The organism is Janibacter endophyticus (assembly GCF_016888335.1).
Taxonomy (GTDB): domain Bacteria; phylum Actinomycetota; class Actinomycetes; order Actinomycetales; family Dermatophilaceae; genus Marihabitans; species Marihabitans endophyticum.
Window position 1 is genome coordinate 1118040 of record NZ_JAFEJG010000004.1, and the last position, 26202, is coordinate 1144241.

The 26202-nt window shown below is 70.0% G+C and carries 27 protein-coding genes; 16 read left to right on the top strand and 11 right to left on the bottom strand.

The window, feature by feature from the left end; all coding sequences use genetic code 11:
* Nucleotides 1-6 precede the first annotated feature (6 nt).
* From rpsD to rplQ, 3 genes are all read left to right on the top strand, one after another.
* Complete coding sequence (gene rpsD, locus JNO54_RS05495; RefSeq protein ID WP_204142988.1) at nt 7-615, top strand: 30S ribosomal protein S4; 609 nt, start codon at nt 7-9, stop codon at nt 613-615.
* Between the two features lie 115 nt (nt 616-730).
* Nucleotides 731-1753, top strand: coding sequence for a DNA-directed RNA polymerase subunit alpha (locus tag JNO54_RS05500; protein WP_204142989.1), 1023 nt, complete (start codon nt 731-733; stop codon nt 1751-1753).
* A 57-nt stretch (nt 1754-1810) separates the two neighbouring features.
* Nucleotides 1811-2500, top strand: a complete 690-nt coding sequence (rplQ, locus tag JNO54_RS05505) for a 50S ribosomal protein L17, sunset domain variant (protein WP_204142990.1) — start codon at nt 1811-1813, stop codon at nt 2498-2500.
* Nucleotides 2501-2576: 76 nt separating this feature from the next.
* On the opposite strand, the gene JNO54_RS05510 is transcribed toward rplQ, so the two are convergent.
* Entirely contained in the window at nt 2577-3146 is a 570-nt protein-coding gene (locus tag JNO54_RS05510) for a winged helix-turn-helix domain-containing protein (RefSeq protein WP_204142991.1), read from the bottom strand.
* 172 nt (nt 3147-3318) lie between these two features.
* Between JNO54_RS05510 and rplM the strand changes: the two genes are divergently transcribed.
* Both rplM and rpsI read left to right on the top strand, forming a co-directional pair.
* On the top strand, nt 3319-3762 hold the full coding sequence (gene rplM, locus JNO54_RS05515; protein ID WP_204142992.1) for a 50S ribosomal protein L13: 444 nt from the start codon (nt 3319-3321) through the stop codon (nt 3760-3762).
* A 90-nt stretch (nt 3763-3852) separates the two neighbouring features.
* A complete protein-coding gene (gene rpsI, locus JNO54_RS05520) occupies nt 3853-4311 on the top strand; it encodes a 30S ribosomal protein S9 (protein WP_204144564.1) in 459 nt (152 codons plus the stop codon).
* Nucleotides 4312-4372: 61 nt separating this feature from the next.
* Here rpsI and JNO54_RS05525 read toward each other — a convergent pair whose 3' ends face one another.
* Nucleotides 4373-4555, bottom strand: a complete 183-nt coding sequence (locus JNO54_RS05525) for a hypothetical protein (RefSeq protein WP_204144754.1) — start codon at nt 4553-4555, stop codon at nt 4373-4375.
* Between the two features lie 72 nt (nt 4556-4627).
* Between JNO54_RS05525 and truA the strand changes: the two genes are divergently transcribed.
* A complete protein-coding gene (gene truA / locus JNO54_RS05530; protein ID WP_204144565.1) occupies nt 4628-5455 on the top strand; it encodes a tRNA pseudouridine(38-40) synthase TruA in 828 nt (275 codons plus the stop codon).
* Between the two features lie 4 nt (nt 5456-5459).
* Here the strand turns inward: truA and lepB are convergent, their stop codons facing one another.
* Both lepB and JNO54_RS05540 read right to left on the bottom strand, forming a co-directional pair.
* The gene (gene lepB / locus JNO54_RS05535) at nt 5460-6182 is read right to left on the bottom strand and encodes a signal peptidase I (RefSeq protein ID WP_204142993.1); all 723 of its coding nucleotides are present in this window, start codon (nt 6180-6182) and stop codon (nt 5460-5462) included.
* The gene (locus JNO54_RS05540) at nt 6179-7330 is read right to left on the bottom strand and encodes a glutamate--cysteine ligase (protein WP_204142994.1); all 1152 of its coding nucleotides are present in this window, start codon (nt 7328-7330) and stop codon (nt 6179-6181) included. Before JNO54_RS05540 ends, lepB begins: the two co-directional genes overlap by 4 nt.
* 159 nt (nt 7331-7489) lie before the next feature.
* Here JNO54_RS05540 and glmM point away from each other — a divergent pair, with 159 nt between their 5' ends.
* Nucleotides 7490-8839: a phosphoglucosamine mutase gene (glmM, locus tag JNO54_RS05545; protein WP_204142995.1), complete on the top strand. Its 1350-nt coding sequence runs from the start codon at nt 7490-7492 to the stop codon at nt 8837-8839.
* A gap of 147 nt (nt 8840-8986) precedes the next feature.
* On the opposite strand, the gene JNO54_RS05550 is transcribed toward glmM, so the two are convergent.
* Genes JNO54_RS05550 through JNO54_RS05560 form a run of 3 tightly spaced genes read right to left on the bottom strand, consistent with a single transcriptional unit; the run spans nt 8987 to nt 11922 of the window.
* Nucleotides 8987-9661, bottom strand: a complete 675-nt coding sequence (locus tag JNO54_RS05550) for a carbonic anhydrase (protein ID WP_233703188.1) — start codon at nt 9659-9661, stop codon at nt 8987-8989.
* The gene (locus JNO54_RS05555) at nt 9661-10167 is read right to left on the bottom strand and encodes a beta-class carbonic anhydrase (protein ID WP_204142996.1); all 507 of its coding nucleotides are present in this window, start codon (nt 10165-10167) and stop codon (nt 9661-9663) included. Before JNO54_RS05555 ends, JNO54_RS05550 begins: the two co-directional genes overlap by 1 nt.
* Before the next feature lie 36 nt (nt 10168-10203).
* Nucleotides 10204-11922, bottom strand: coding sequence for a fumarate hydratase (locus JNO54_RS05560; protein ID WP_307818073.1), 1719 nt, complete (start codon nt 11920-11922; stop codon nt 10204-10206).
* Nucleotides 11923-12135: 213 nt separating this feature from the next.
* Between JNO54_RS05560 and JNO54_RS05565 the strand changes: the two genes are divergently transcribed.
* The 8 genes from JNO54_RS05565 to JNO54_RS05600 all read left to right on the top strand — a co-directional run bounded on the left by JNO54_RS05565 (nt 12136) and on the right by JNO54_RS05600 (nt 21657).
* Complete coding sequence (locus tag JNO54_RS05565) at nt 12136-13449, top strand: extracellular solute-binding protein (RefSeq protein ID WP_307818074.1); 1314 nt, start codon at nt 12136-12138, stop codon at nt 13447-13449.
* A gap of 50 nt (nt 13450-13499) precedes the next feature.
* Entirely contained in the window at nt 13500-14390 is an 891-nt protein-coding gene (locus tag JNO54_RS05570; RefSeq protein WP_204144569.1) for a carbohydrate ABC transporter permease, read from the top strand.
* A gap of 3 nt (nt 14391-14393) precedes the next feature.
* The gene (locus JNO54_RS05575; protein ID WP_204142997.1) at nt 14394-15251 is read left to right on the top strand and encodes a carbohydrate ABC transporter permease; all 858 of its coding nucleotides are present in this window, start codon (nt 14394-14396) and stop codon (nt 15249-15251) included.
* A gap of 32 nt (nt 15252-15283) precedes the next feature.
* Entirely contained in the window at nt 15284-16582 is a 1299-nt protein-coding gene (locus tag JNO54_RS05580; RefSeq protein ID WP_204142998.1) for an ABC transporter ATP-binding protein, read from the top strand.
* 32 nt (nt 16583-16614) lie between these two features.
* Entirely contained in the window at nt 16615-18057 is a 1443-nt protein-coding gene (locus JNO54_RS05585; RefSeq protein WP_204142999.1) for a GH1 family beta-glucosidase, read from the top strand.
* Nucleotides 18058-18276: 219 nt separating this feature from the next.
* Complete coding sequence (locus JNO54_RS05590; protein ID WP_204143000.1) at nt 18277-19677, top strand: ABC transporter substrate-binding protein; 1401 nt, start codon at nt 18277-18279, stop codon at nt 19675-19677.
* 82 nt (nt 19678-19759) lie between these two features.
* The gene (locus JNO54_RS05595) at nt 19760-20713 is read left to right on the top strand and encodes a carbohydrate ABC transporter permease (protein ID WP_204143001.1); all 954 of its coding nucleotides are present in this window, start codon (nt 19760-19762) and stop codon (nt 20711-20713) included.
* Complete coding sequence (locus JNO54_RS05600) at nt 20713-21657, top strand: carbohydrate ABC transporter permease (protein WP_204143002.1); 945 nt, start codon at nt 20713-20715, stop codon at nt 21655-21657. The genes JNO54_RS05595 and JNO54_RS05600 overlap by 1 nt, the downstream gene beginning before the upstream one ends.
* A gap of 326 nt (nt 21658-21983) precedes the next feature.
* On the opposite strand, the gene JNO54_RS05605 is transcribed toward JNO54_RS05600, so the two are convergent.
* The gene (locus tag JNO54_RS05605; protein WP_204143003.1) at nt 21984-22904 is read right to left on the bottom strand and encodes a carbohydrate kinase family protein; all 921 of its coding nucleotides are present in this window, start codon (nt 22902-22904) and stop codon (nt 21984-21986) included.
* Nucleotides 22901-23890, bottom strand: a complete 990-nt coding sequence (gene glpX / locus JNO54_RS05610) for a class II fructose-bisphosphatase (RefSeq protein WP_204143004.1) — start codon at nt 23888-23890, stop codon at nt 22901-22903. The genes JNO54_RS05605 and glpX overlap by 4 nt, the downstream gene beginning before the upstream one ends.
* Nucleotides 23891-24040: 150 nt before the next feature.
* Between glpX and JNO54_RS05615 the strand changes: the two genes are divergently transcribed.
* Nucleotides 24041-24604 (top strand): DUF4245 domain-containing protein, encoded by a 564-nt coding sequence (locus tag JNO54_RS05615; RefSeq protein WP_204143005.1) that lies wholly within the window; start codon nt 24041-24043, stop codon nt 24602-24604.
* 10 nt (nt 24605-24614) lie between these two features.
* Here the strand turns inward: JNO54_RS05615 and JNO54_RS05620 are convergent, their stop codons facing one another.
* Nucleotides 24615-24860, bottom strand: a complete 246-nt coding sequence (locus JNO54_RS05620; RefSeq protein ID WP_204143006.1) for an exodeoxyribonuclease VII small subunit — start codon at nt 24858-24860, stop codon at nt 24615-24617.
* Between the two features lie 9 nt (nt 24861-24869).
* Nucleotides 24870-26108 (bottom strand): exodeoxyribonuclease VII large subunit, encoded by a 1239-nt coding sequence (xseA, locus tag JNO54_RS05625; protein WP_204143007.1) that lies wholly within the window; start codon nt 26106-26108, stop codon nt 24870-24872.
* Nucleotides 26109-26202 lie beyond the last annotated feature (94 nt).

Genomic DNA, 26202 nt, shown 5'->3' on the forward strand with positions numbered 1-26202 from the left:
TAGAACATGGCTCGTTACACCGGCCCCATCACCAAGAAGTCCCGTCGTCTCAAGCTCGACCTCGTCGGCGGCGACAAGTACTTCGAGCTCCGTCCCTTCCCGCCCGGCCAGCATGGCCGTCGCCGGATCCAGGAGAAGGAGTACCTCACCCAGCTCCAGGAGAAGCAGCGCGCCCGCTTCACCTACGGCGTCATGGAGAAGCAGTTCGTCCGGTACTACAAGGAGGCGGCCAACCGCCCCGGCAAGACCGGCTCGAACCTGCTGACGATCCTCGAGTCCCGGCTCGACAACGTCATCTACCGCGCGGGCCTGGCCCGCACCCGCCGTCACGCGCGTCAGCTCGTCACGCACGGTCACTTCGAGATCAACGGTGTCCGCACCGACGTCCCGAGCCACCGCGTCGAGCAGTACGACATCATCACGGTCCGCAAGCAGTCGGTGGAGTCCTTCCCCTTCCAGCTGGCCCGTGAGACCTTCGGCGAGCGTCCGATCCCGGCGTGGCTCCACGTCGTCCCGGGCAGCCTGAAGATCCTCGTGCACCAGCTGCCGACTCGTGAGCAGATCGACACCCCGCTCACCGAGCAGCTGATCGTCGAGCTCTACTCGAAGAACTGATCCACCGGCTCCACCAGGGTTGCCCCCGCGGACAGATGCGGGGGCAACCGCCGGGTCAGACCGGCATGCATCACGCGGCGTCATATAGCGGTCGCCCGTGGGAAGGAAGAACACCGTGCTCATCGCACAGCGCCCCACCCTCAGCGAGGAGGTCGTCGCCGACAACCGCTCGCGGTTCGTCATCGAGCCCCTCGAGCCTGGCTTCGGCTACACCCTCGGCAACTCCCTGCGTCGCACCCTGCTCTCGAGCATCCCGGGTGCCTCCCTCACCTCGATCCGGATCGACGGCGTGCTCCACGAGTTCTCCACGATCCCGGGAGTGAAGGAAGACGTCACCGAGATCATCCTCAACCTAAAGGGCCTCGTCGTCTCCTCGGAGAACGACGAGCCGGTCGTCATGTACCTGCGCAAGACCGGCGCCGGCCCGATCACCGCCGCGGACATCAACCCGCCGGCCGGTGTCGAGGTCCACAACCCCGACCTGCACATCGCGACGCTCAACGACAAGGGCAGCGTCGAGATGGAGCTGACCGTCGAGCGTGGCCGTGGCTACGTCTCGGCGCAGCAGAACAAGTCGGGTGACCAGGAGATCGGCCGGATCCCGGTCGACTCGATCTACAGCCCGGTCCTCGCCGTGACCTACAAGGTCGAGGCGACCCGTGTCGAGCAGCGCACCGACTTCGACCGTCTCGTCGTCGATGTCGAGACCAAGAGCTCGATGACCCCGGCAGACGCGATGGCCTCCGCCGGCAAGACGCTCGTCGAGCTCTTCGGCCTGGCCCGCGAGCTCAACGTCGAGGCCGAGGGCATCGACATGGGCCCCTCGCCGACGGACGCGGCGCTCGCTGCCGACATGGCGCTGCCGATCGAGGACCTCGACCTCACGGTCCGCTCGTACAACTGCCTCAAGCGCGAGGGCATCCACACCGTGGGTGAGCTCGTCGGCCGCAGCGAGGCCGACCTCCTCGACATCCGCAACTTCGGTGCGAAGTCGATCGACGAGGTCAAGGCCAAGCTGCACAGCATGGGCATGGCCCTCAAGGACAGCCCTCCCGGCTTCGACCCGAGCCAGATCGTCGACAGCTACGGCGACGAGGACTACGACGACCAGTCCTTCGCCGAGGACGAGCAGTTCTGACCCCCTGATGACCTGACCGTCAGTGGTGAGGTCAGTACCTATTCCTAGGAGAACCACATGCCTACCCCCACCAAGGGTCCCCGTCTGGGAGGCGGCCCGGCTCACGAGCGGCTCATGCTGGGCAACCTCGCCCAGTCGCTCTTCGAGCACGACCAGATCACGACGACGCAGGCCAAGGCCAAGCGGCTCCGTCCGCTGGCCGAGCGTCTCGTCACCTTCGCCAAGCGGGGTGACCTGCCCGCCCGTCGCAAGGTCATGACCGTCGTCAAGGACAAGGGTGTCGTGCACCGTCTCTTCACCGAGATCGCGCCTGACATGGCCGACCGCGAGGGCGGCTACACCCGCATCACGAAGATCGCCCCCCGCAAGGGCGACAACGCCCCGATGTGCGTCATCGAGCTCGTCCGCGAGCCCGTCTCGGCCAAGCCGAAGCGCGCCGTCGTCGCCGAGGCCGAGGCCACCACGCAGGCCTCCGCCGCCCAGGACGAGACGCCGGCGACCGCCGGTGTCGAGGCCGACACCGCCGTCGAGCTGCCCAAGGGTGCCGTCGCCTCGAACGAGGACGGCAGCGCTCCGGAGGGCTACGACGTCAAGGGCAACGCCGACTCCGGCAAGTACCACGTGCCCGGGTCGCAGTGGTACGACCAGACGGAGGCCGAGTTCTGGTTCGCCTCCGCCGACGACGCCAAGGCGGCCGGCTTCGAGCCCGCCGGTGGCGAGGAGAAGCAGCAGGTCGACGAGGCCTGAGCGTCCTCCGCGCACTGACGAAGGGGCGTTCCTCCCGCAGGGGAGGGGCGCCCCTTCGTCTGCCTCGGACCAGCGGTCAGGGGGCGCGGTCGATGGGGTGCACGGCCAGCGTGACCGCCACCCGCTTGGCGCCCGGCGTCCCCGCACCGATCCGTCGGTAGCGGGCGAGGGTGTCGGCCAGCTCGGTGCGCAGCGCGACGAGCTGCTCCTCGTCGACGAGGACGGCGTGGTCGTGCAGCCCCGCCTCCTCCTGCCACACGAGCGGCCAGCCCGCGGCCGCGTCGACCCACGTGTGCGCCCGTGAGGCGAGGTGCTCGACGTGGTCGTGGGCCAGCCACAGGTCGTCCTCGACGTCCTCGGGGTCGGGCGAGACGGTCCGGACGGTGAGGTCGTCGTCGTCCTCCTCGTCGGGCAGCGCCCAGACGCGGGTCTTGGCGTTGCCCAGGCCGGTGTCCTCGACGAGCCCGGCCTCGGCGAGCACGCGCAGGTGGTAGCTCGTGGCCCCGGTGTTGGTCCCCAGCGCGCGGGCCAGCTCGGCGGAGGTCGCCCCGCCGTGGAGGCGCAGGTGCGCGACGATTCGGGAGCGCAGGGGGTGGGCCAGGAGCCGCCACGAGGAGCTCGGGCCGTCGCCGGGTGGGGTGCTCATGGATTGCACAATAGTTGTGCAATCTGGGGCCGTGCAAGGTCGCGGTCCCCGACGGATCGCCCAGAGCCCTTGCGCCCCAAGGGGTTGCGGCCCGTCGCGACGATTTCTCGACGGTCGCCCCCCTTCGTAGAATTGAGGGGTACCCACCCGACACGACACAAAGGCAGCACCTGTGCGTACCTACACCCCCAAGGCGGGCGAGATCACCCGTCAGTGGCACGTCATCGACGCCACCGACGTCGTCCTGGGCCGCCTCGCGAGCCAGGCCGCGATCCTGCTCCGCGGCAAGCACAAGACGACCTTCGCCCCGCACGTCGACACCGGCGACTTCGTCATCATCATCAACGCCGACAAGGTCGCCCTCACCGGCGCCAAGGCGGAGCAGAAGAAGGCTTACCGCCACTCGGGCTTCCCGGGCGGCCTGCGCTCGACCTCCTACACCGAGCTCCTCGAGAAGGCGCCGGAGAAGGCCGTCGAGAAGGCCATCCGCGGCATGCTCCCGCGCAACTCCCTCGGCCGTCAGCAGCTGACCAAGCTCAAGGTCTACGCCGGCGCGGAGCACCCCCACTCGGCGCAGCAGCCGACCCCCTTCACGATCACCCAGGTCGCGCAGTAATCGCGCCGCTGACAGGACTTAAGGACACAACCCGTGGCTGACACCACCGAGAACCCCCAGGTCGAGGGCACCCTCGACGAGGACGTCGAGATGACCTCTTACACCTCCGAGTCGGAGGGCCCGGTCGGCGACGCCGAGCCGGCCCCCCGCCCCACGGCCTCCGCGCCGGGCGCCGCCACCGGCCGCCGCAAGCAGGCCATCGCCCGCGTCCGGATCGTCCCGGGCACCGGCGAGTGGAAGATCAACGGTCGCTCGCTCGAGGACTACTTCCCGAACAAGGTCCACCAGCAGATCGTCAACGAGCCGCTCACCGTCCTCGAGCTCGACGGCGCCTACGACGTGCTCGTCCGCGTCCACGGCGGTGGCCCCTCCGGCCAGGCCGGTGCGGTCCGCCTCGGCGTCGCCCGCAGCCTCAACGGCGTGGACCCCGAGCTCAACCGCGCCACCCTCAAGAAGGCCGGCTTCCTCACCCGTGACGCCCGCGTCCCGGAGCGCAAGAAGGCCGGTCTCAAGAAGGCCCGCAAGGCTCCGCAGTACTCCAAGCGCTGATCCCGCCGGACGGCCGAAGGGGTTCCCACCAGCTGGTGGGAACCCCTTCGTCGTCCCTGGGTCAGTCCTGCCGCAGCTGCGACCGGAAGGCGCCGGCCAGCGGCACGAGACCGAGGATGAGGATCATCGGGACGGCGAAGCCGATGCGCAGGTTCGAGCTGCCGATGACCCCGGTGAGGACGGCGCCGAAGAGGGCGCCGACGGTTGAAGCGCGCGATGACGCCCGTGGGCGCTGCCGCCCCACGGTGGCGGACGCAAGGGTTGTAGGGTCCGGGGCGTGCCTGAGCCCGAGCAGCGTGAGCCCGCCGAGCCAGTGGTGCGCGTGCGGATCGACCTCGCGTACGACGGCACCGACTTCTCCGGGTGGGCGGCCCAGCCGGGCCGCCGGACCGTCGAGGGTGAGCTCACCGGCGCGCTCGAGACGATCTGCCGCACGAGCGGGCTCCGCGTGGTCGTGGCGGGACGCACCGACGCGGGCGTGCACGCCAGCGGGCAGGTCTGCCACGTCGACCTCACCCCCGAGCACCTCGACGCAGCTCAGGGGCGACGCGACCGCAGCCCCGAGGACGCCCTCCTCGCCCGGCTGCGGGGCGTCCTCCCCAAGGACGTCGCCGCGCACGCCGTGACGCGGCCCCCCGAGGGCTTCGACGCGCGCTTCTCCGCGACGCAGCGGCGCTACCGCTACCTCGTCGCCGACGACCCGGCCCGGCTCGACCCCCTTCGCCGCCGTGAGGTCGTCGCCCTCGGTGACCGGCTCGACGTCGCCGCCATGGACGAGTCGGCGCGAGGTCTGACCGGTCTGGCCGACTTCGCCGCCTTCTGCAAGAGGCGTGAGGGGGCCACGACGATCCGGACCCTGCTCGAGTACTCGTGGCGGCGGACCGAGGAAGGGCTCGTCGAGGGGCGGGTCGTGGCCGACGCCTTCTGCCACTCGATGGTCCGGGCGCTCGTCGGGGCGGTGGTCCCGGTCGGCCAGGGCCGCGCCGAGCCCGGCTGGCCGCGGGAGGTCCTGCGCGCCGGCGTCCGGGACCCGCGGGTCAAGGTCATGCCGGCGCACGGGCTGAGCCTGCGCGAGGTGAGCTACCCGCCGGCGGAGCAGCTGGCGCGACGTGCCGAGGAGTCCCGGGCCCGCCGACAGCTCTGAACGCTCACTCGATCGTGCCGGGAGGCATGGGCCAGACCCGCCAGCCGAGCGTCCCGACGACGAGGTCGCCGCGGACGAAGCGGGCGCACGACGCGGCGTCCGCGCCGGTGGTCCGGCAGGCGGTCACCGAGTCGGCCGAGCGGGCCCGGTTGTCCCCGAGGACGAGGAAGGAGCCCTCCGGGACGGTGATCTCGGGGAAGCACCGGGGTGAGCTCGCGCCGGAGTCGCACCCCGCCTGGGGGTCGAAGGGGAGGTCGCGGGCCGGCTCGAGATAGGGCTCCTCGAGCGCTGTGCCGTCGACGATGACCCGGCCCTCGTCGTCGCAGCAGGCAACCCGCTCACCGGGCATCCCGACGACCCGCTTGACCGTGTGCGCGCGGTGCGAGGGGCCGAAGCCGAGGATGTCGCCGCCTGTCCGGACCACGGTCTTGACGAGGTCGCCGTCGTCCTCGAGCCGCTCGTCCGCCCAGGTCGCCCCGTGGCCGAAGACGGCGACGTCGCCGCGCTCGAGGTCGCCGGCGCCGGGCCAGACCTTCGCGACGACCCGGTCGCCGGTGAGCAGGGTGGGCTCCATCGACTCCGAGGGGATGGCGAAGGGGCGCACCGCCACGTGGGTGATGACGGCGATGAGAGTGAAGCTCAGGACGATCCGGAGGCCGAGATCCCACCACAGCGGACGCTGCGGACGGTCCGGGCCACCGCGACCGGGCGGGCTCTCGGCCGTCACGCAGGACGCCCCTCGCCGGCCCAGGCGGCGGGGGCGCCGGCCCGCATCTCGTCGACGAGCGAGCGGGCCACCGAGACCAGGGTGCCCTCCTGCTGCGCGACGGCGAGCTGGCGCTGGTAGCTCGCGCCGTGCCGGACGATGAGCGCGACGTCGGAGAGCTCCTGCTCGCAGCCGAGCCGGCGCGCGACGGGCGTCAGCCGCTCGAGGAGGTCCATGAGGTCCTCGGTGACGAGGCGCTCGCGGTTGCGGTCGTCGCAGATGATGATCGCGTCCATGCCGTACCGGGCGGCCCGCCACTTGTTCTCCTGGACGTGCCAGGGCGGCAGGGTGCGCAGGGTGCCACCGTCGGTGAGGCGGTCGTCGAGCCACACGACGAGGCACTGCACGAGGGCGGTGATCGCGGCGAGCTCACGCAGGGTGGGCACGCCGTCGCAGACCCGGACCTCGAGGGTGCCGAGGTGCGGCGCCGGTCGGATGTCCCAGCGGATCTCCTTGAGCTCGTCGATGACGCCGGTGACGAGCAGGTCGTCGACGTAGCGCTCGTACTCGGCCCAGGTCGAGAACTGGAAGGGCAGGCCGGCGGTCGGCAGCTGCTGGAACATCTGGGCCCGGTTGCTCGCGTACCCCGTCTCCTCACCGACCCAGAAGGGGGAGGAGGCCGAGAGGGCCTGGAGGTGGGGGGCGAAGGGGAGGAGACCGTCGAGGATCGGGAGGACCCGGGCGACGTCGGTGACGCCGACGTGGACGTGCACCCCGTAGATCACCATCTGACGGCCCCACCAGCGGGTCCGGTCGATGAGGGTCGCGTAACGCTCGCCCTCGCTGACCTCCTGGGTCTGCCACTGGGCGAAGGGGTGGGTGCCCGCGCACAGGAGGTCGAGCCCGAGCGGGTCGGTGACCTCGCGCAACGCCTCGAGCGAGCGGCTGAGGTCGGCGGTGATCTCGGGGACGTCGCGGCAGACGCCGGTGACGATCTCGACGGTGTTGCTCAGCAGCTCGCGGTGGAAGCGGGCGGAGATGTGCTTGGCCTCGAGGGCGGGCATGACGTCGTCGGCCCGGGGGACGAGGTCGAGGGTCTCGTGGTCGACGAGGGCCAGCTCCCACTCCACACCCAGCGTCGGGCCCGCCGAGGGATGGAAGACGATCACGCGCTTGACCTCTCTGCCGCCCGACGTCCGTTGGTCGCGCCGGGTACCGGGGACCAGCCTAGGTCGCGGGTAGGGTGCCACGAGCGCCCGGTCCCGACCGTCTTTGCCCGTCGACCCCGGCCAGCGTCACAGACACCCCACGAGAGGTACCCACGACAGATGGCACGACTCTTCGGCACCGACGGCGTCCGTGGTCTCGCGAACGGCGAGGTCATCACGGCCGAGTTCGCCCTGCGCCTGTCCCAGGCGGCGGCGCACGTCCTCACCGACGAGGCGAAGGGGGCGCGTCGTCGCCCGCTCGCCGTGGTGGGCCGCGACCCGCGGGCCTCTGGTGAGTTCCTCTCGGCGGCGGTCATCGCCGGGCTGGCCTCGGAGGGGGTCGACGTCTTCGACGTCGGCGTGCTCCCGACGCCGGCGGTGGCCTTCCTCACCGCCGACACGCAGGCCGATTTCGGGGTCATGCTCTCGGCCTCGCACAACGCCATGCCGGACAACGGCATCAAGTTCTTCGCCCGGGGTGGGCACAAGCTCCCCGACGCCGTCGAGGACGCGATCCAGGACCGGATGAGCAGCTCTCCCCGGCTCCCCACGGGCGCCGGCGTCGGCCGGGTCACCGTCATGCAGGGAGCACCGGCGCGCTACGTGCGCCACCTGCTCGCCGCGATGCCTCACGACCTCGAGGGGCTTAAGGTCGTCCTCGACTGCGCGCACGGCGCGGCGAGCGAGGTCTCGCCCGAGGTCTTCCGCCTCGCGGGTGCGCAGGTCTGGACGATCGGCAACACCCCGGACGGGCTGAACATCAACGACGGCTACGGCTCGACCCACCTCGACCAGCTGCGGGAGGCCGTCGTCGCGCACGGCGCGGACCTCGGCATCGCCCACGACGGCGACGCCGACCGCTGTCTCGCCGTGGACGCCGAGGGCAACGTCGTCGACGGCGACCAGATCATGGCGATCCTCGCGCTGACGCTCAAGGACCGAGGGCAGCTGCGGCACGACACCCTCGTCGCCACGGTGATGAGCAACCTCGGGCTGATCAACGCGATGCGCGAGGCCGGGATCGAGGTCATCCAGACGAAGGTGGGCGACCGGTACGTGCTCGAGCGGATGCGCGGCGGCTCCTACTCGCTCGGCGGCGAGCAGTCCGGCCACGTCATCCTCCTCGAGCACGGCACGACCGGTGACGGCGTGCTCACGGGGCTGATGATCGCCTCGCGCCTCGCGGAGAACGGCAAGAGCCTCGCGGAGCTCGCGGCGGTCATGACCCGCCTGCCCCAGGTGCTCGTCAACGTCCCAGACGTCGACAAGGACCGCGTGGACCTCGACGAGGGGGTGCAGGAGGCCGTCCGCCAGGAGTCGGAGCGCCTCGGCGACACCGGCCGGGTCCTGCTCCGCAAGTCGGGCACCGAGCCCGTCGTGCGGGTCATGGTCGAGGCGGCCACCCAGGACGAGGCCGACGAGGTGGCGCAGCGGCTCGCGGGCGTCGTCCGGGAACGCCTCGCCCTCTGAGCTCGCACGAGCCAAGGCTCGTGTCGCTCTGAGCTCGCACGAGCCAAAGCTCGTGTCGCCCCGAGCTCGCACGAGCCGGCTCGTGTCGCCCCGAGAGGTAGGAGCCTTGGCTCGTGCGAAGGGGGGGGCTGGGCAGGCGGCCGTCTGTCAGGGGGCCGGGGTGTAGGGGGCCGGGGTGTAGGGGCCGAGGTCGCCCTCGACGCTGAGGATCGTGGCCTCGCCGTGGGCGAGCGCGTACTGGGCGCCGACGATCGCCAGGCTGCCCTGGGCGACCTTCTGCGCGACGAGCGCGGAGCGCTCGGCGAGCAGCCCGGCGGTCATCCGGACGTGCTCCTCCTCGACGGCCGAAGGGGTGAGCTCACCCCTTCGGGCCACAGCCATGACGCTCGGGGTGACCCGCTCGACGATGTCTCGGAGGAACCCACCGGGCACCTGACCGCTCTCGTGGGCCGCCAGGGCCGCCTTGATCGCGCCGCACGAGTCGTGCCCGAGCACGACGATCAGCGGGATCTCGAGCGGGCCGATGCCGAACTCGATCGAGCCGAGGACGCTCGGGTCGGTGACCTGGCCGGCGGTGCGGACGACGAAGAGGTCGCCGAGCCCCTGGTCGAAGATCAGCTCGGCGCCCACGCGCGAGTCGGCGCAGCCGAAGAAGACGGCGAAGGGCCGCTGCTTGAGGGCCACCCGGTTGCGGACGTGGATGTCCTGGTGCGGGTGGGCCGGCGCTCCGGCCATGAAACGGGCGTTGCCTGCGGCGAGCATCGCCCACGCCTCGGCCGGGGAGGACGGCATGGTCCCCGGCTGGGCGCGATGGCGCTGCATCAGCCGACCGGCTGGAGCAGCCCGGTGTCGACGTCGTAGACGAAGCCCGCGACCTGGGCCCGGTCGCCGATGAGCGGGTGCGAACGCACCGCGGCGAGGTCCTGACGAAGGGCGGCGACCTGGTCGGCGATGACGTGGAAGCCCTGCCACGACGCATCGACCCCCGCGGAGGCCCCGACGCGCTCGCGCAACGACTCCTCGGTGCTCGAGGTCATCGCGCAGCGCGTGTGGGGCGCGATGACGATGCGCCGGACGTTGAGGAGATGCACCCCGAGGACGAGCGCCTCGAGCGCGTTGGCGGTGACGCGGCCACCGGGGTTGCGGAAGATCTTCGCGTCACCGGGGTGCAGACCGAGCATGCCGAGCGGGTCGATCCGGCTGTCCATGCAGGTGACGATGGCGATGCCCGCGTGGGCGATGCCGTCGAAGCCGCTGAGGTCGAAGTCCTCGGCGAAGCGGGCATTGGCCTCGAGCAGGTCCTCGAAGCCCTGGGGGGCGGCAGTCATGCGGTTCCTCTCCGTTGGGCGGGGTGGTGCGAGCGGTCAGGCGAGACCGGCGCGTCTCTGGATCGTCCTCGCCACGGGCGCGGTCACCGAGGCGAAGAAGTCGTTGCCCTTGTCGTCGACGACGATGAAGGCGGGGAAGTCCTCGACCTCGATCTTCCAGACCGCCTCCATGCCGAGCTCGGGGTACTCCAGGACCTGGACGCTCTTGATGCAGTCCTGGGCCAGTCGCGCGGCAGGGCCACCGATCGATCCGAGGTAGAAGCCGCCGTGCGACCGGCAGGCGTCGGTGACCTGCTGGCTGCGGTTGCCCTTGGCCAGCATGACCATCGCACCACCGGCGGCCTGGAACTGGTCGACGTAGCTGTCCATGCGTCCGGCCGTCGTCGGGCCGAAGGAGCCGGAGGCCATCCCCTCGGGGGTCTTCGCCGGACCGGCGTAGTAGACCGGGTGGTCCTTGAGGTACTGCGGCATCTCCTCGCCGGCGTCGAGCCGCTCCTTGATCTTGGCGTGCGCGATGTCGCGGGCGACGACGAGCGGTCCGGTGAGCGAGAGGCGCGTCTTGACCGGGTGCTGGGTCAGCTCGGCGAGGATCTCGCTCATCGGGCGGTTGAGGTCGACCTCCACGACCGCACCCTGGCCGGTCGACGAGGCGCCCACGGCGTCGGCGGCGAGCTGCTCGTCGGTCTGCTCGGGGAGGAATCGCGCCGGGTCGGTCTCGAGCTGCTCGAGGAAGACGCCCTCTGCCGTGATCTTGCCGAGCACCTGGCGGTCCGCCGAGCACGAGACGGCGATGGCGACGGGCAGCGAGGCGCCGTGACGGGGGAGGCGGACGACCCGCACGTCGTGGCAGAAGTACTTGCCGCCGAACTGCGCACCGATGCCGGACTGCCTGGTCAGCTCGAGCACCTGCTCCTCGAGCGCGAGGTCACGGAAGCCGTGGCCGGTGGCCGCGTCGCCGCTCGTCGGCAGCGAGTCGAGGTACTTGGCGCTCGCGTACTTCGCGGTCTTGAGGGCGAGCTCGGCGCTCGTGCCGCCGATGACCACGGCGAGGTGGTACGGCGGACAGGCGGCGGTGCCGAGGCTGCGGATCTTCTCGTCGAGGAAGCGCAGCATGGCGTCCGGGTTGAGGATCGCCTTGGTCTCCTGGAAGAGGTAGGACTTGTTGGCCGACCCGCCTCCCTTGGCCATGAAGAGGAACTTGTAGCTCTGCTCGTGCCCGGCGGCCGTGTCCGCGTAGAGCTCGATCTGGGCGGGCAGGTTCGAGCCGGTGTTCCGCTCCTCCCACATCGTCACGGGGGCCATCTGCGAGTAGCGCAGGTTGAGCCGGGTGTAGGCGTCGTAGACGCCGCGCGAGAGCGGCTCCTCGTCCCGGCCGTCGGTCAGGACGTGCTGCCCACGCTTGCCCATGACGATCGCGGTGCCCGTGTCCTGGCACATCGGCAGCACACCACCGGAGGCGATGTTCGCGTTCTTCAGCAGGTCGAGCGCGACGAACTTGTCGTTGGGGCTCGCCTCCGGGTCGTCGAGGATGTTGCGCAGCTGCTGGAGGTGAGCGGGCCGCAGGTAGTGGGCGATGTCGTGCATCGCCGTCTCGCTGAGCAGACGCAGGGCCTCGGGCGCCACCCGCAGGAAGCAACGGCCGGCCAGGGCCCCTTCGCCCTCGACGACCTCCACCCCCGCGGTGCTCAGCAGCCGCCAGGGCGTGGTGTCCTCACCACGGCTGGGCAGCATGTCCTCGTAGGCGAAGTCGGCCACGACGGCTCCTCGTGCGATCTCGGCGGGCAGGGCCCGTGGGCCACCCCGCGACGGCCCACGGCCAGCCTAGTGCGCCAGGGGAGGCGGACGGATTGGCCCCCCTGCTCCGGCCCCTTCGCCCCCGCCGACCTGTAGAACAGGGGAACGACACAGGCGTCGCTCGCACCCGCGAGGTTCACCGGCGCTCTGGGGTCACCGACGGGAGGACGCACCGTGACCGGACGGAGACGTGGTCGCAGGGGATTGGCCGCCGCCACCCTCGCCATGGCGAGCCTGGCGCTCGCGGCGTGCGGAGGCGCAGACGACACGAGCGGGTCGGGCAACCGGCTCACCTGGTACATCAACCCCGACTCGGGCGGTGCCGACCCGTCCAAGGAGGGTCAGGCCGGGCTGGCCAAGAAGTGCAGCGACGCCTCTGACGGGCGCTACTCCATCACCGTCCAGCTCCTCCCGAACGACGCGAGCGAGCAGCGTCAGCAGCTCTTGCGCCGTCTGGCCGCCGACGACGAGGGCGTCGACATCATGTCCATCGACCCCGTCTTCGTCGCCGAGTTCGCCGAGGCGAACTTCCTCGAGCCCGTCCCCGAGGACAAGGTCGAGACGTTCACCGGGGACAACGTCGACCCGATCGTCGAGTCCGCGATGTGGCAGGACCAGATGGTCGCGGCCCCCTTCTGGGCCAACACCCAGGTCCTCTGGTACCGCAAGTCGGTCGCGCAGGAGGCGGGCCTCGACATGGAGAAGCCGGTGACCTGGGAGCAGGTCATCGAGGCTGCGGAGAAGACTGGCACGACCGTCGGTGTCCAGGCCATGCGCTACGAGGGCTACATGGTGTGGATCAACGCCCTCGTCGCCGGGGCGGGCGGCCAGGTCGTCGAGAACCCGGGGGCCGATGGCCCCGACCTGAAGTTCGGGCTCGACACCGATGCGGGCAGGGAGGCCGCGACGATCATCCGGAGCATCTCGGACAAGGGCCTCGCCGGACCGGCGATGGGATCCTCCGACGAGACCGTCGCCCTGGACCTCTTCCAGTCCGACAAGTCCGGCTTCCTCCTCAACTGGCCGTACGTCTACTCGGCACTCCAGGGCAACGAGGTCGACTGGCTCGACGACGTGGGCTGGACCCGCTACCCGCAGACCGTCGAGGGTGAGGAGTCCCGGCCCCCGCTCGGCGGCATCGAGCTCGGCGTCAACCAGGCCTCGACGAAGAAGGACCTCGCCTGGGAGGCCATCGAGTGCATCTCCTCCGAGGAGAACCAGAAGGCGTACATGCTCGGCTCGGGCAACCCGGCGGCGAACCGGAAGGTCTACGACGACCCCGAGATCAAGAAGGCCTTCCCCACCGCTGAGCTCATCGTGGAGTCCCTCGACGCCGGGGCGCCGCGGCCGCTCACCCAGTACTACGGCGACGTCAGCGCCGCGATCCAGCGTGAGTACAGCCCGCCGGGCAGCGTGGACGCCGAGACGACGCCGAAGAAGACGACGACCCTTCTCGTCGACGTGCTGAAGGGAGATGCGTTGCTGTGAGTACCGATGTCGCACCCGAGACAAGGACGGACCGGCCGAAGAAGGCCCGGATGTCCGACCGGGCGAAGGGGGAGCAGCGGCTGGGCTGGAAGCTCGCGGCCCCTGCCTTCCTCATCATGCTGCTCGTCACCGCCTACCCGATCCTCCAGGCGGTCTGGAACAGCTTCTACTCCTACCGCCTCACCGACCCGGAGAACCGGGAGTTCGTCGGGCTGAACAACTACATCGTCTCCTTCACCGACCCGGTCTTCTGGGAGGCCATGGGCGCCACGGTGCTCATCACCCTCATCACCGTGACCGTCGAGCTCGTCATCGGCTTCGTCATCGCGCTGGTGATGCACCGCATCGTCATCCCGCGGCGGACCCTGCGCACGGTGGTGCTCATCCCGTACTCGATCATCACCGTCGTCTCCGGCTTCGCCTGGCTCTTCGCCTTCCGGCCGGACACCGGCTTCATCAACCACTGGTTCCAGTGGCTGCCGGGGATCGACCCCAGCTACGACTGGTTCGGCAGCTTCTGGCCCTCGATCTTCGCCATCTCCGTCTCGGAGATCTGGAAGACGACCCCCTTCATCTCGCTGCTGCTCCTCGCCGGACTCGCGCAGGTCGACAGCTCGATGGAGGAGGCAGCGAAGGTGGACGGCGCGTCGTGGCGTCAGGTCCTCACGAAGGTGATCCTGCCGAACATGAAGCCGGCGATCATGGTCGCACTGCTCTTCCGCACGCTGGACGCGTTCCGCATCTTCGACAACATCTTCATCATGACCGGAGGGGCGAACAAGACGAACTCGCTCTCCGGTCTCATCTACCGGCAGACCATCGACCGGACCGAGATCGGTCTGGGGTCGGCGCTGTCGGTGATCCTCTTCCTCTGCGTGCTCGCCATCGCGGCGCTGTTCGTCAAGGGGTTCAAGGTCGACCTCGCTGCCGGAAGGAACTGAGCCATGGCGAAGCAGTCAGCGAAGGGAACCGGTCTCTTCACCCTCCTCGCGGTCCCGATCATGCTCTGGACGCTCGTCCCGCTCGTGTGGATGATCGGGCTCTCGCTCAAGAGCAGGGACGCGTTCGCGAGCACCGACGCCAACCTCTTCGGCAACTTCTGGCCGAAGGACCCGACGATGGAGAACTACGAGCTGATCTTCAGCGGAGGCGCACGGGACCTCTTCCTGCCGGCCCTGCGCAACTCGCTCATCGTGGCGCTCCTGGCGACGCTCATCTCGGTGATCCTTGCGATGTTCTGCGCCTACGCGATCTCGCGGCTCGAGTTCAAGGGCAAGAAGCTCATCCTCACGACCGCGCTCGCCGTGAGCTTCTTCCCCGTCGTCGCGATGGTGACCCCGCTCTTCGACGTGTGGCGTCAGATCGGGCTCTTCGACACCATCCCCGGCCTGGTCATCCCGTACCTCGCGCTGACCCTGCCGCTGTCGATCTGGACGATGTCGGCCTTCTTCCAGCAGATCCCCTGGGAGATGGAGCAGGCGGCCCAGGTCGACGGAGCGACGAGCTGGGAGGCCTTCCGCAAGGTCATCGTCCCGCTCGCGGCTCCTGGCGTCTTCACGACGGCGATCATCACCTTCTTCACGGCGTGGAACGACTTCGTCTTCGCCATCTCGCTCACCTCGGACAAGGCACGCACGGTCCCGGCCGCGCTCGCGTTCTTCACCGGCGCCTCGCAGTTCGAGGAGCCGACGGGCGCCATCATGGCGGCCGCCGTCGTCGTGACGATCCCCGTCGTCATCCTCGTGCTCATCTTCCAGCGACGCATCGTCGCCGGCCTGACCTCTGGTGCCGTCAAGGGCTGAGGCCCTGGCTACGTAGAAAGAGAGAACACCCCATGGCTGAGATCACTCTCAAGAACATCGACAAGACCTACGGTGACGGCTACCACGCGATCAAGGACGTCAACCTGGAGATCAAGGACGGCGAGTTCATGATCTTCGTCGGCCCCTCCGGGTGCGGCAAGTCGACCCTGCTGCGCATGGTCGTCGGGCTCGAGGACATCACCGAGGGCGACCTGCTCATCGACGGCAAGCGGGTCAACGAGCTGTCGCCGCGTGACCGCAACCTCTCGATGGTCTTCCAGAACTACGCCCTCTACCCCCACCTCTCCGTCTTCGAGAACATCGCCTTCCCCCTTCGCCTGGCCAAGGGCAAGCACAGCGAGGACGAGATCAAGGACAAGGTGCTCGCCGCGAGCGAGATGCTCGAGCTCAACGACCACCTCGACCGCAAGCCCGCCAACCTCTCCGGCGGCCAGCGGCAGCGAGTGGCGATGGGGCGGGCGATCGTTCGGGACGCCGATGCCTTCCTCTTCGACGAGCCGCTGTCGAACCTCGACGCCAAGCTCCGCGGGCAGATGCGCACCGAGATCGCGCGCATGCAGCGCCGCATGGGCACGACGACCATCTACGTGACCCACGACCAGACCGAGGCGCTCACCCTCGGTGACCGGGTGACCGTCCTCAAGAAGGGCGTCCTGCAGCAGTGCGCCTCGCCCCGTGAGCTCTACGAGCAGCCGGTCAACCTCTTCGTGGCCGGCTTCATCGGCACCCCGCCGATGAACTTCTTGCCGGCGCGGGTCGACGGCAACGAGCTCGAGCTGCCGTTCTGCCGGGTCCCGATCGCCGACGACCTCGCCGAGAAGGTCAAGGGCAAGGACCTCGTCATCGTCGGCATCCGGCCGGAGTACATCAAGGACTCCTCGCTCGGTGACGACGTCACGGACGGCGTGAGCTTCAGCGCCCCCGTCGACGTCACCGAGTGGCTGGGCAACGAGCAGTACGCGTACATCCCCTTCGAGGCCGACGAGGCGGTCAAGGGCAAGCTCGACGAGCTCGATCGCGAGCTCGACGGCGAGGGGATGCGCAGCCAGATGATCGTCAACCTCGACGCCCGCAGCCGCGTCCGCGAGGGTGAGGACGCGGAGTTCGTCTTCAACCCGGCGCTCATGCACGTCTTCGACCCCGAGAGCGGGGACAACCTCACCCGGGACGAGGACAGGGCCGCCGAGATCGACAAGCAGTCCGAGGAGGACCGCAAGCGCGCCCTGGAGCGGGCCCGCAACCATGAGGTGCGCGACACCGAGAAGCACCCGGACGAGCAGGGCGAGTCACGCTCGGAGCGGGCCTCCTGACGCGCGGAGGGCGGTCGGGCTAGCGTGCGCGTATGACGTACGAGATCACCGACCCGGCCGCCCTCGCCGCCCGCTTCCCCGACGGTTTCCGCTGGGGGTCGGCGACGGCCGCCTACCAGGTCGAGGGGGCCGCGGACGAAGGGGGGAGGGGCCCCTCGATCTGGGACACCTTCAGCCGCACGCCGGGCCGGGTGCTCAACGGCGACACCGGCGACGTCGCCTGCGACCACTACCACCGGTGGGAGTCCGACATCGCGCTGATGCGCGAGCTCGGTCTCGACAGCTACCGACTCTCGCTCGCCTGGCCGCGGATCCAGCCCGACGGGTCGGGCGCGGTCAACCGCGAGGGCGTCGACTTCTACCGGCGGCTGCTCACCGGCCTGCGCGAGGCCGGGATCGAGCCTCTCGTGACGCTCTACCACTGGGACCTCCCGCAGCCGCTCGAGGACGCCGGGGGCTGGCCCTCGCGGGAGACGGCGCTGCGCTACGCCGACTACGCGGCGATCTGCGCCAGGGAGCTCGGTGACCTCATCGGCACCTGGACGACCTTCAACGAGCCGTGGTGCACGGCCTACCTCGGCTATGCCTCCGGCCACCATGCCCCGGGCCGCACCGAGCCGGCCGCCGCGCTCGCCGCGGTGCACCACCTCAACCTCGCCCATGGTCTCGGGGCCCGGGCGATCCGCGCCGAGCTCGGCGAGGACACACCGATCTCGGTGACCCTCAACGTCCACGCGGTACGCCCTTCGGACCCGGGCGACCCGGCCGACGTCGAGGCGACCCGGCGGATCGACGGGCTCGGCAACCGGCTCTTCACCGGGCCCATGCTCGAGGGCGCCTACCCGCAGGACGTCCTCGAGGACACCGCGCCGATCACGGACTGGTCGTTCGTGCTCGACGGGGACGTCGAGACCGCCCACGTCCGGCTCGACGCGCTGGGCATCAACTACTACACGCCGATGATCGCCCGGGCGCTCGCCCCCGGTGAGGTCGGCGGGTCCGGCGGCCACGGCGAGGGCGCCGCCTCGCCGTGGGTCGGCGTCGAGGGCGTCGGCTTCGACGAGCCGGAGGGCGAGTACACGCGGATGGGTTGGTACGTCGAGCCGGCCACGCTCACCGCGCTCATCGCCGACCTGTCGTCGCGGTATCCGGAGGTCCCGCTCGTCGTCACCGAGAACGGCGCGGCCTACGAGGACGTCGTGGTGGACGAAGGGGGAGAGCGTCGCGTCCACGATGTGGGCCGGACGGCCTACTACTCGGGGCACATCGGCGCGGTGGCCGACGCGATCGACGCCGGCGCCGACGTGCGCGGCTACTTCGCCTGGTCGCTGCTCGACAACTTCGAGTGGGCCTTCGGCTACGACCGGCGCTTCGGGATCGTCCACGTCGACTTCCCCACGCAGGAGCGGACCGTCAAGGACTCCGGTCGCTGGTACTCCGAGGTCGTGGGGGCCCACCGGGCGTCCCGTCCCTGACGCGACGAGGTGACGTCTCACCCCTTCGTCCGGTCACGGGTGGGTTACCGGATCGTTACGCCGAATCTGTTGGTAATCGTGGCCACCGTCACGCCGAGGGGGTTCACTGGCGGAGCAGGTCTCGCGCACGAGTTGGCTCGTCCGTACGACCGCCCGGTCGTCAGGCCGGTGCGCCGCCGAGGTCCGGCGACGCTACGGATCAGAGCAAGGTGATCAATGATGAGGTCCACTTCCCTCCGGCGCCCCAAGGCAGCCATCGGCATGGCCGCCATCGCGCTCGTCGGCCTGAGCGCCTGCGGCGGCAGCTCCTCCGACGATGACGCGGACGGCGGCAGTGCCGGCGGCGGCGACGCGATCGACTGCAGCGTCTACGAGGAGTTCGGTGACCTCGACGGCAAGAAGGTGACGATCTACACCTCGATCATCACGCCCGAGGACACCCCCCACATCGAGTCGTACAAGCCTTTCGAGGACTGCACCGGCGTCGAGGTGACCTACGAGGGCTCCAAGGAGTTCGAGGCCCAGCTCCAGGTCCGCGTCAAGGGTGGCAACGCCCCCGACCTCGCGATCATTCCGCAGCCGGGTCTGCTCCAGACCCTCGTCGAGACCGGCAAGGTCAAGGAGGCCCCGGCGCAGACGGCGGCCAACGTCGACAAGTTCTTCGGTGAGGACTGGAAGGCCTACGGCACGGTCGACGGCAAGTTCTACGCCGCCCCGCTCGGCGCCAACGTCAAGTCCTTCGTCTGGTACAGCCCCTCGATGTTCGAGGAGAAGGGCTACGAGGTCCCGCAGACCTGGTCCGAGATGATGGACCTTTCGAAGAAGATCGCCGAGGACACCAAGGGCGAGGAGGGCGTCAAGCCCTGGTGCGCCGGTATCGCCTCCGGTGACGCCACCGGCTGGCCGGCCACCGACTGGATGGAGGACATCATCCTCCGCACGGCCGGCCCGGACGTCTACGACCAGTGGGTCAACCACGAGATCCCCTTCAACGACCCGCAGGTCGTCGAGGCCCTCGGCGAGATGGGCAAGATCCTCAAGGACCCGGCCATGGTCAACGGTGGCCTCGGTGACGTCCGCACGATCGCCACGACGGAGTTCCAGGCCGGCGGCCTGCCGATCCTCGACGGCATGTGCTACATGCACCGTCAGGCCTCGTTCTACGCGGCCAACTGGGTCGAGGCCGGCGCAGAGGTCGGCGAGGACGCCGACGTCTGGGCCTTCTACCTCCCGGCTCTGGAGGCCGAGGGTGACAAGCCCGTCCTCGGTGGTGGCGAGTTCATCGCCGCGTTCGACGACCGTCCCGAGGTCCAGGCCTTCCAGACCTACCTGTCCTCGGACGTCTGGGCCAACGAGAAGGCCAAGAACACCGAGGGCGGATGGGTCAGCGCCAACACCGGCCTCGACGTCGCCAACCTCAAGTCCCCGCTCGACAAGCTCGCCGCGGAGACCCTCCAGGACGAGAAGGCCGTCTTCCGCTTCGACGGATCCGACCAGATGCCCGGTGCCGTCGGCTCCGGCACCTTCTGGAAGGAGATGACGAACTGGATCGCCACCGACAAGGACGACAAGGCCGTCCTTGACGCCATCGAGAAGAGCTGGCCCGCGTCGTCCAAGTGACGACCTGACGCTCAGCACCAGGGGGCGGGTCCGGGGTGTCCCCGGGCCCGTCCCGCTGGAGTTGAGGAAGGAAGGTTGATCTATGTCAACAGTCGAAAAGCTCGGGCTCATGCTCGTGGCCCTCGGGATCTTCGCCGTCGTCTTCGTGGGGATCCTGGTCATCGCGGCCCGTTTCAGCGGCCGTGTGGGGGAGCGCATCCAGGCGGGCAGCTTCGTGCTGCCGGCGGTGCTCTTCATCATGGTGGGGCTCATCTACCCGGCGCTCCTGACGATCCGTGACTCCTTCGTCGAGGACGGCTCGGGTGGCTACGGGCTGCAGAACTACGTCGACATCTTCACCCAGTCGGCCTACCTCACCGTCCTGAAGAACACCGCACTGTGGGTCATCCTCGTGCCGGTGCTCGCGACGGCCATCGGCCTCGTCTACGCGATCGTCGTGGACCGCTCGCCGTGGGAGAAGGCTGCCAAAGCCCTCGTGTTCCTGCCCATGGCGATCTCCATGGTCGGCGCGTCGATCATCTGGAAGTTCGTCTACGAGTACAAGCCGTCCTTCCGGCCCCAGATCGGTGTCCTCAACGCGCTGCTCAACGCGGTGGGGATCGAGCCCAGGCAGTTCCTGCTCGACATACCGATGAACACCTTCTTCCTCATCATCGTCATGGTGTGGATCCAGGCCGGGTTCGCCATGACGATCCTCTCGGCGGCGATCAAGGCGATCCCGGACGACATCGTCGAGGCGAGCCAGCTTGACGGCGTCAACCCGATGCAGCGCTTCCGGTTCATCACGCTGCCGGCGATCCGCCCGGCTGTCGTCGTGGTCCTCACGACGATCGGTATCGGCACGCTCAAGGTCTTCGACATCGTCCGCACGATGACGGGTGGGCAGTTCGAGACCTCGATCGTCGCCAACGAGTTCTACTCGGCGTACTTCTCGCAGAACCGACCCGGTCTGGCGTCCGCGCTGGCCGTGATCCTCTTCGTGCTCGTCGTCCCGATCGTCACGTACAACGTCATCCAGATGAGGAAGGACGCCTGATGAGCACTATCCCCACTCCCGTCGACGGTGGCGAGCTGAACGACACGACGGTCACGAAGGCCGGCAGGCGACGGAGCTCCGGCGCTGCCTCCCGGGCCAAGGGTTTCCTGTCCAACCCGATCGCCTCGCTCATCGCGATCGTCATCGCGGTGCTGTGGACGATCCCGACGTTCGGGCTCCTCGTCACCTCCTTCCGCGAGCAGCGGGACATCAACCGTTCTGGCTGGTGGACTTCCTTCACCTCGCCGGGGAGCTACACGCTGGAGAACTACCAGGCGGCGCTGAGCCCGGGCGGTAACCAGGGGCTGCTCGACTTCTTCGTCAACAGCCTCGTCATCACCGTCCCGGCGGTGCTGCTGCCGCTGCTGCTCGCCTCGCTCGCGGCGTACGCCTTCGCGTGGATCGACTTCCCGGGCCGCAACTGGCTCTTCGTCGCGGTCTTCGCACTGCAGATCGTCCCGCTGCAGGTGGCGCTCATCCCGCTGCTGCGGCTGTACACGAGCGCCGGCCTTGAGGGGTCGTACTGGACCGTGTGGATCTCCCACACGATCTTCGCGCTCCCGCTGGCGATCTTCCTCATCCACAACTTCATGAAGGAGATCCCGGCCTCGCTCATGGAGGCGGCCCGGGTCGACGGTGCGGGTCACGTCCGCATCTTCTTCCAGCTGCTCATGCCGCTCATCGGCCCGGCGCTGGCGTCCTTCGGGATCTTCCAGTTCCTGTGGGTGTGGAACGACCTGCTCGTCTCGCTCGTCTTCCTCGGCGGCGACATCAACCTGCGTCCGCTGACGGTGCACATCGCCGAGCTGTCGGGTACGCGCGGGTCGGCGTGGCACGTCCTCTCGGCCGGTGCCTTCGTCTCGATGATCGTGCCCGTCGCGGTCTTCCTCGGGCTGCAGCGGTACTTCGTCCGCGGCCTGCTCGCAGGTGGCCTCAAGGGCTGACGCTCACCGTACGACCGAAGGGGGTGAGCCGGCAGACCCGCCGGCTCACCCCCTTCGCCGTCCCTCCCGCAGATCCGAATCTCCCTAGGTTTCTGTCAGACGCTCACGAACATTCGCGAGCGCATTGTCAGGAACCTCGGCGGATCGTGAGGGGCCGGGCCGGGCCGGATGGGCGGGGCGGGCGGGGCGAGGTTCGCCCCCTTGGCCGGGCTGCCCACGAGTCTGGGCGAAGGGGGAGCGCCGGATGATCGGGACGGGATGGCCCACTCATCCGCTCAGGGATCTGGCAACCCGCCCCAGAACATTCCCAAGTGTCTGACAGAGACCTAGGGAAGTTCGGATCTGGTGGGGGCGTACGCGCCGGGGTGGGAGACGGTGAGGGCGCTGGTGGTCAGGCCACGCTCGATCGCGGCCTCGAGGGCCGGGCTGCCGGCCCGGCGAAGCGACTCCGCTGCGTGCGGGCCCCCGAGCAGGTCGGCGTCGAGCAGGCCGGAGAGCAACCCGGCCATGAAGGAGTCGCCTGCGCCGACGGTGTCGACGACCCGCTCTGCCCGGGTGGGGGAGGACCCGTGGGCGCCCGACGTCGACCGCCACACGACACCGGCTGCACCGCGGGTCACGACGACCAGCGCCGGCCCCAGCGCGAGCCAGCGCTCGAGCACGTCGCCCAGGGAGAGCTGCGGGTAGAGCAGGGCCACGTCCTCGTCGCTCGCCTTGACGACGTCGCTGAGCCGGACGACGTGCTCGACCCCGTCGACGAGGGCCGCAGGATCGCCGACGACCGAGGGGCGGATGTTCGGGTCGTAGGAGACCGTCGCCCCACCAGCCAGCCGCACCAGCAGGTCGACGACCCCCGCCGACCCCGGGGCCAGCACCGTGGCCAACGACCCCGTGTGCACGTGCGAGGCAGGCGTGAGCCTCTCGAGCGCCGGGTCCCAGTCGAGGTCGAAGGTGTACTCCGCTGCGCCGTCGGCGCCGATCGCGGCGAGCGCCGTCGAGGTGCGGCCGGGACGCACGGTGCCCGGCGCGAGGGACACGCCGCGGTCGGCGAGGTGCCTCGCCACGACCGCGCCGCGCTCGTCGTCCCCGATGCAGGCGGCGAGCGAGGTGTGGTGCCCGAGGCGGGCCAGGCCCATGGCGACGTTGGCGGGGCTGCCGCCGACGTGCTCGCTCGTCGACCCGTCTCGCTCGACGATGTCGACGAGGGCCTCGCCGACGACGAGCACCGGGTCGTGCTCGGTGCTCACCCCTGGCTCAGCGAGGCGTACTGCTCGAGCTTGGTGAGGCGGTGATGGCCCTCGACCGTGCGGATCGTGCCCGAGCGGCTGCGCATGACGAGCGAGTGGGTCGTCGCGCCACCCGAGCGGTAGCGGACCCCGCGGAGCAGCTCGCCGTCCGTGATGCCCGTGGCGACGAAGAAGCAGTTGTCGGTCCGGACGAGGTCGTCGGTCGTGAGGACCGCGTCGAGGTCGTGGCCCGCGTCGATCGCACGCTGGCGCTCGTCGTCGTCGGTCGGCCAGAGCTTGCCCTGGATGACCCCACCGATGCACTTGATCGCGCACGCGGTGATGATCCCCTCGGGGGTGCCGCCGACGCCGAGGAGCAGGTCGATGCCGGTGCCGTCACGGGCCGCGCCGATCGCGCCGGCGACGTCCCCGTCGGAGATGAAGCGGATGCGGGCGCCGGCGTCGCGGACCTCCGCGGCGAGCTGCTCGTGGCGGGGCCGGTCGAGCATCACGACGGTGACGTCCTCGACCTCCTCGCCCTTGGCTTTCGCGACCCGGCGGATGTTCTCCTTGACGGGCAGCCGGATGTCGACGACGTCGGCGGCCTCCGGGCCGGCGACGAGCTTGTCCATGTAGAAGACGGCGCTCGGGTCGTACATGCTGCCCCGGTCGGCGACCGCGAGGACGGAGACGGCGTTGGTCATGCCCTTGGCCGTCAGGGTCGTGCCGTCGATCGGGTCGACGGCGACGTCGCAGGCGGGCCCCTCGCCGTTGCCGACCTCCTCGCCGTTGTAGAGCATCGGGGCGTCGTCCTTCTCGCCCTCGCCGATGACGACGACCCCGCGCATCTGGACGGTCGAGATCATCGCGCGCATCGCCTCGACGGCCGCGCCGTCCGCGGTGTTCTTGTCGCCGCGGCCCACCCACCGGCCACCCGCCATCGCGGCGGCCTCGGTGACCCGGACGAGCTCGAGGGCGAGGTTGCGGTCGGGGGTCGTCGTGGGCATGGCGTGGTCCTTACGTCGGGTGCGCGTCGTCGGGCGGCGGCTGAGCCGGTCCTCCCGAGCCTATCGAGGGCGAAGGGGGAGACGTCGGGGCGTTCCCGTAATCGGGGTCGGCGTCCGGCCGGCTCCTCGGGGGATGCGAGAATCTCCCGCATGAGTCAGAGCTCGGTCAGCCACTACGCGAAGGGGTCGGTCGCCAACATCCTCCGGTCGCTCCTCGTCATCGGGGCGATCACGGCGGCGCTCTTCCTCATGATCTCGCGGACCAGCTCGGTGACGGCCGAGCAGGTCGACGTGGTCGCCGCTGTCGAGCAGCACGCCCGGCAGGCGGGGCAGCCCTTCGAGTACGCCGCCGGCCTCCCGGAGGGCTGGACGCCCACCTCGTACCGCTACGTCCGCTCCAAGGACCAGCTGATGATGTGGAGCGCGACCTGGACGACCCCGGACGGCCAGTACGTCGCGGTCCAGCAGGTCGCTGACGCCACCGACTCGTGGGTCAGCACGATGACCAACAACGGCAAGCAGGTCGGGAAGGTGACGACCGAGGACGGCCGCGCCTGGCTCAAGCGGGACCGCGAGGGCAAGGTCCAGCGCAGCCTCGTCCACCGTCAGACCGGGGAGGGCGAGCTGACGACCCTGGTCACCGGCACGGGGACCTTCGAGCAGCTCGAGACCTTCGCCAACCACCTCGAGGCCGTCGAGATCACGCAGCCCTGACCCGGTCGCGTCAGTCCTCGGCCGCCACCTCGTCGGCTGCTGATGCAGGACCGCCCGTCTGGAGACTCTCCTCGGCCCGGTCGAGCCAGCCGCTGCAGTGCGCGGCGAGCTCCTCGCCGCGCTGCCACAGCTGCATCGACTCCTCGAGGCCGGTGCGTCCGGACTCCAGCGTCGCGACGAGAGCGACGAGCTCGTCGCGGGCCTGCTCGTAGGTCAGCTCGGCGACGGGCCGGGGGGCGCTGCTCTCGCTGCTCATGCCGACACCCTACGAGCCACCACCGACGACGGCCGCGGCGAAGTCGCCGTCGGCGACCGTGACCCGCAGCAGCTCCTCGGGCTCGACGTCGGTGCGGGACTGGACGACGCTGCCGTCGTGGTGCTGCACGATCGCGTAGCCCCGGTCGAGCGTCGACTGCGGCGAGAGGATGCGCGCCTGCCCGCGGAGGTAGCTCACCCGGTCGCGCTCACGATGGATCATCGTCTCGGTGCGAGAGCGCGCCCGGTGGCGCAGCGTCTCGATCACCTCACGCTGGGTGCGCACCAGCGAGGTGCGGTCGGCCAGGGCCGGCCGCGAGGTGAGCTGCACCAGGCCGCGGCGCTCGCGGTCGACCGTCGTGCGGGCCTGGCCCCGCACCCGGTCGAGCGCGCCGTGCACGGTGCGTCGCTCGAGGGCGTGGTCGGGGCAGATGAGGGCGGCCGCGTCGGTGGGGGTCGAGGCCCGCGCATCGGCGACGAGGTCGAGCAGCGGACGGTCGACGTCGTGCCCGATCGCGCTGACCACCGGGGTGAGTGCCTGGCTCACGGCTCGGACCATCGTCTCGTTGCTGAAGGGGAGCAGGTCCTCGACGGCACCACCCCCACGAGCGATGACGATGACGTCGATCTCTGGGTCGCCGTCGAGCTCCTCGAGCGCGGCGACCACCTCGGTCACCGCCGGCGCCCCCTGGACGGCGACGGCCCGGATCTCGAAGGGCAGCCCCGGCCAGCGGCGGTGCGCGTTCTCCACGACGTCGCGCTCGGCGGCGCTGGCCCGCCCGCAGATGAGCCCGACCCGGCGGGGCAGGAAGGGCAGCGACCGCTTGCGGTCGGCGTCGAAGAGCCCCTCGGCGAGCAGGTGCTGGCGCAGGTACTCGATCCGGGCGAGGAGCTCGCCGATGCCGACGGGACGGATCTGCCGCACGTCCATCGACAGCGAGCCCCGCTGCGTCCAGTACGACGGCTTGGCCTGCACGACGACCCGGGCACCCTGCTGCAGCGGCGTGGCCATGGCGTCGAGGGCGTGCACCTGCACCGAGCACGAGAGCGACATGTCGACGTCCGCGTCCCGCAGCGTGAGGTAGGCGTAGCGCGACCCGGGCCGTCGGTTGAGCTGGACGACCTGCCCCTCGACCCACGTGACCGACATCTTGTCGACGTAGTCCTGGATCTTCATTGAGAGCACGCGCACCGGCCACGGCTGCTCGGCCGTGGTGTCGGCGGCGCGCTCGGGGAGGGGGCGGGTCATGGCGGCAGCCTAGGGGGCGCCACCGACGCGAAGGGGTGCCGGCCGGGTCCGCGCGGTCAGGGGGCGCCCAGGAGGCTCACCTACGATGAGAGGC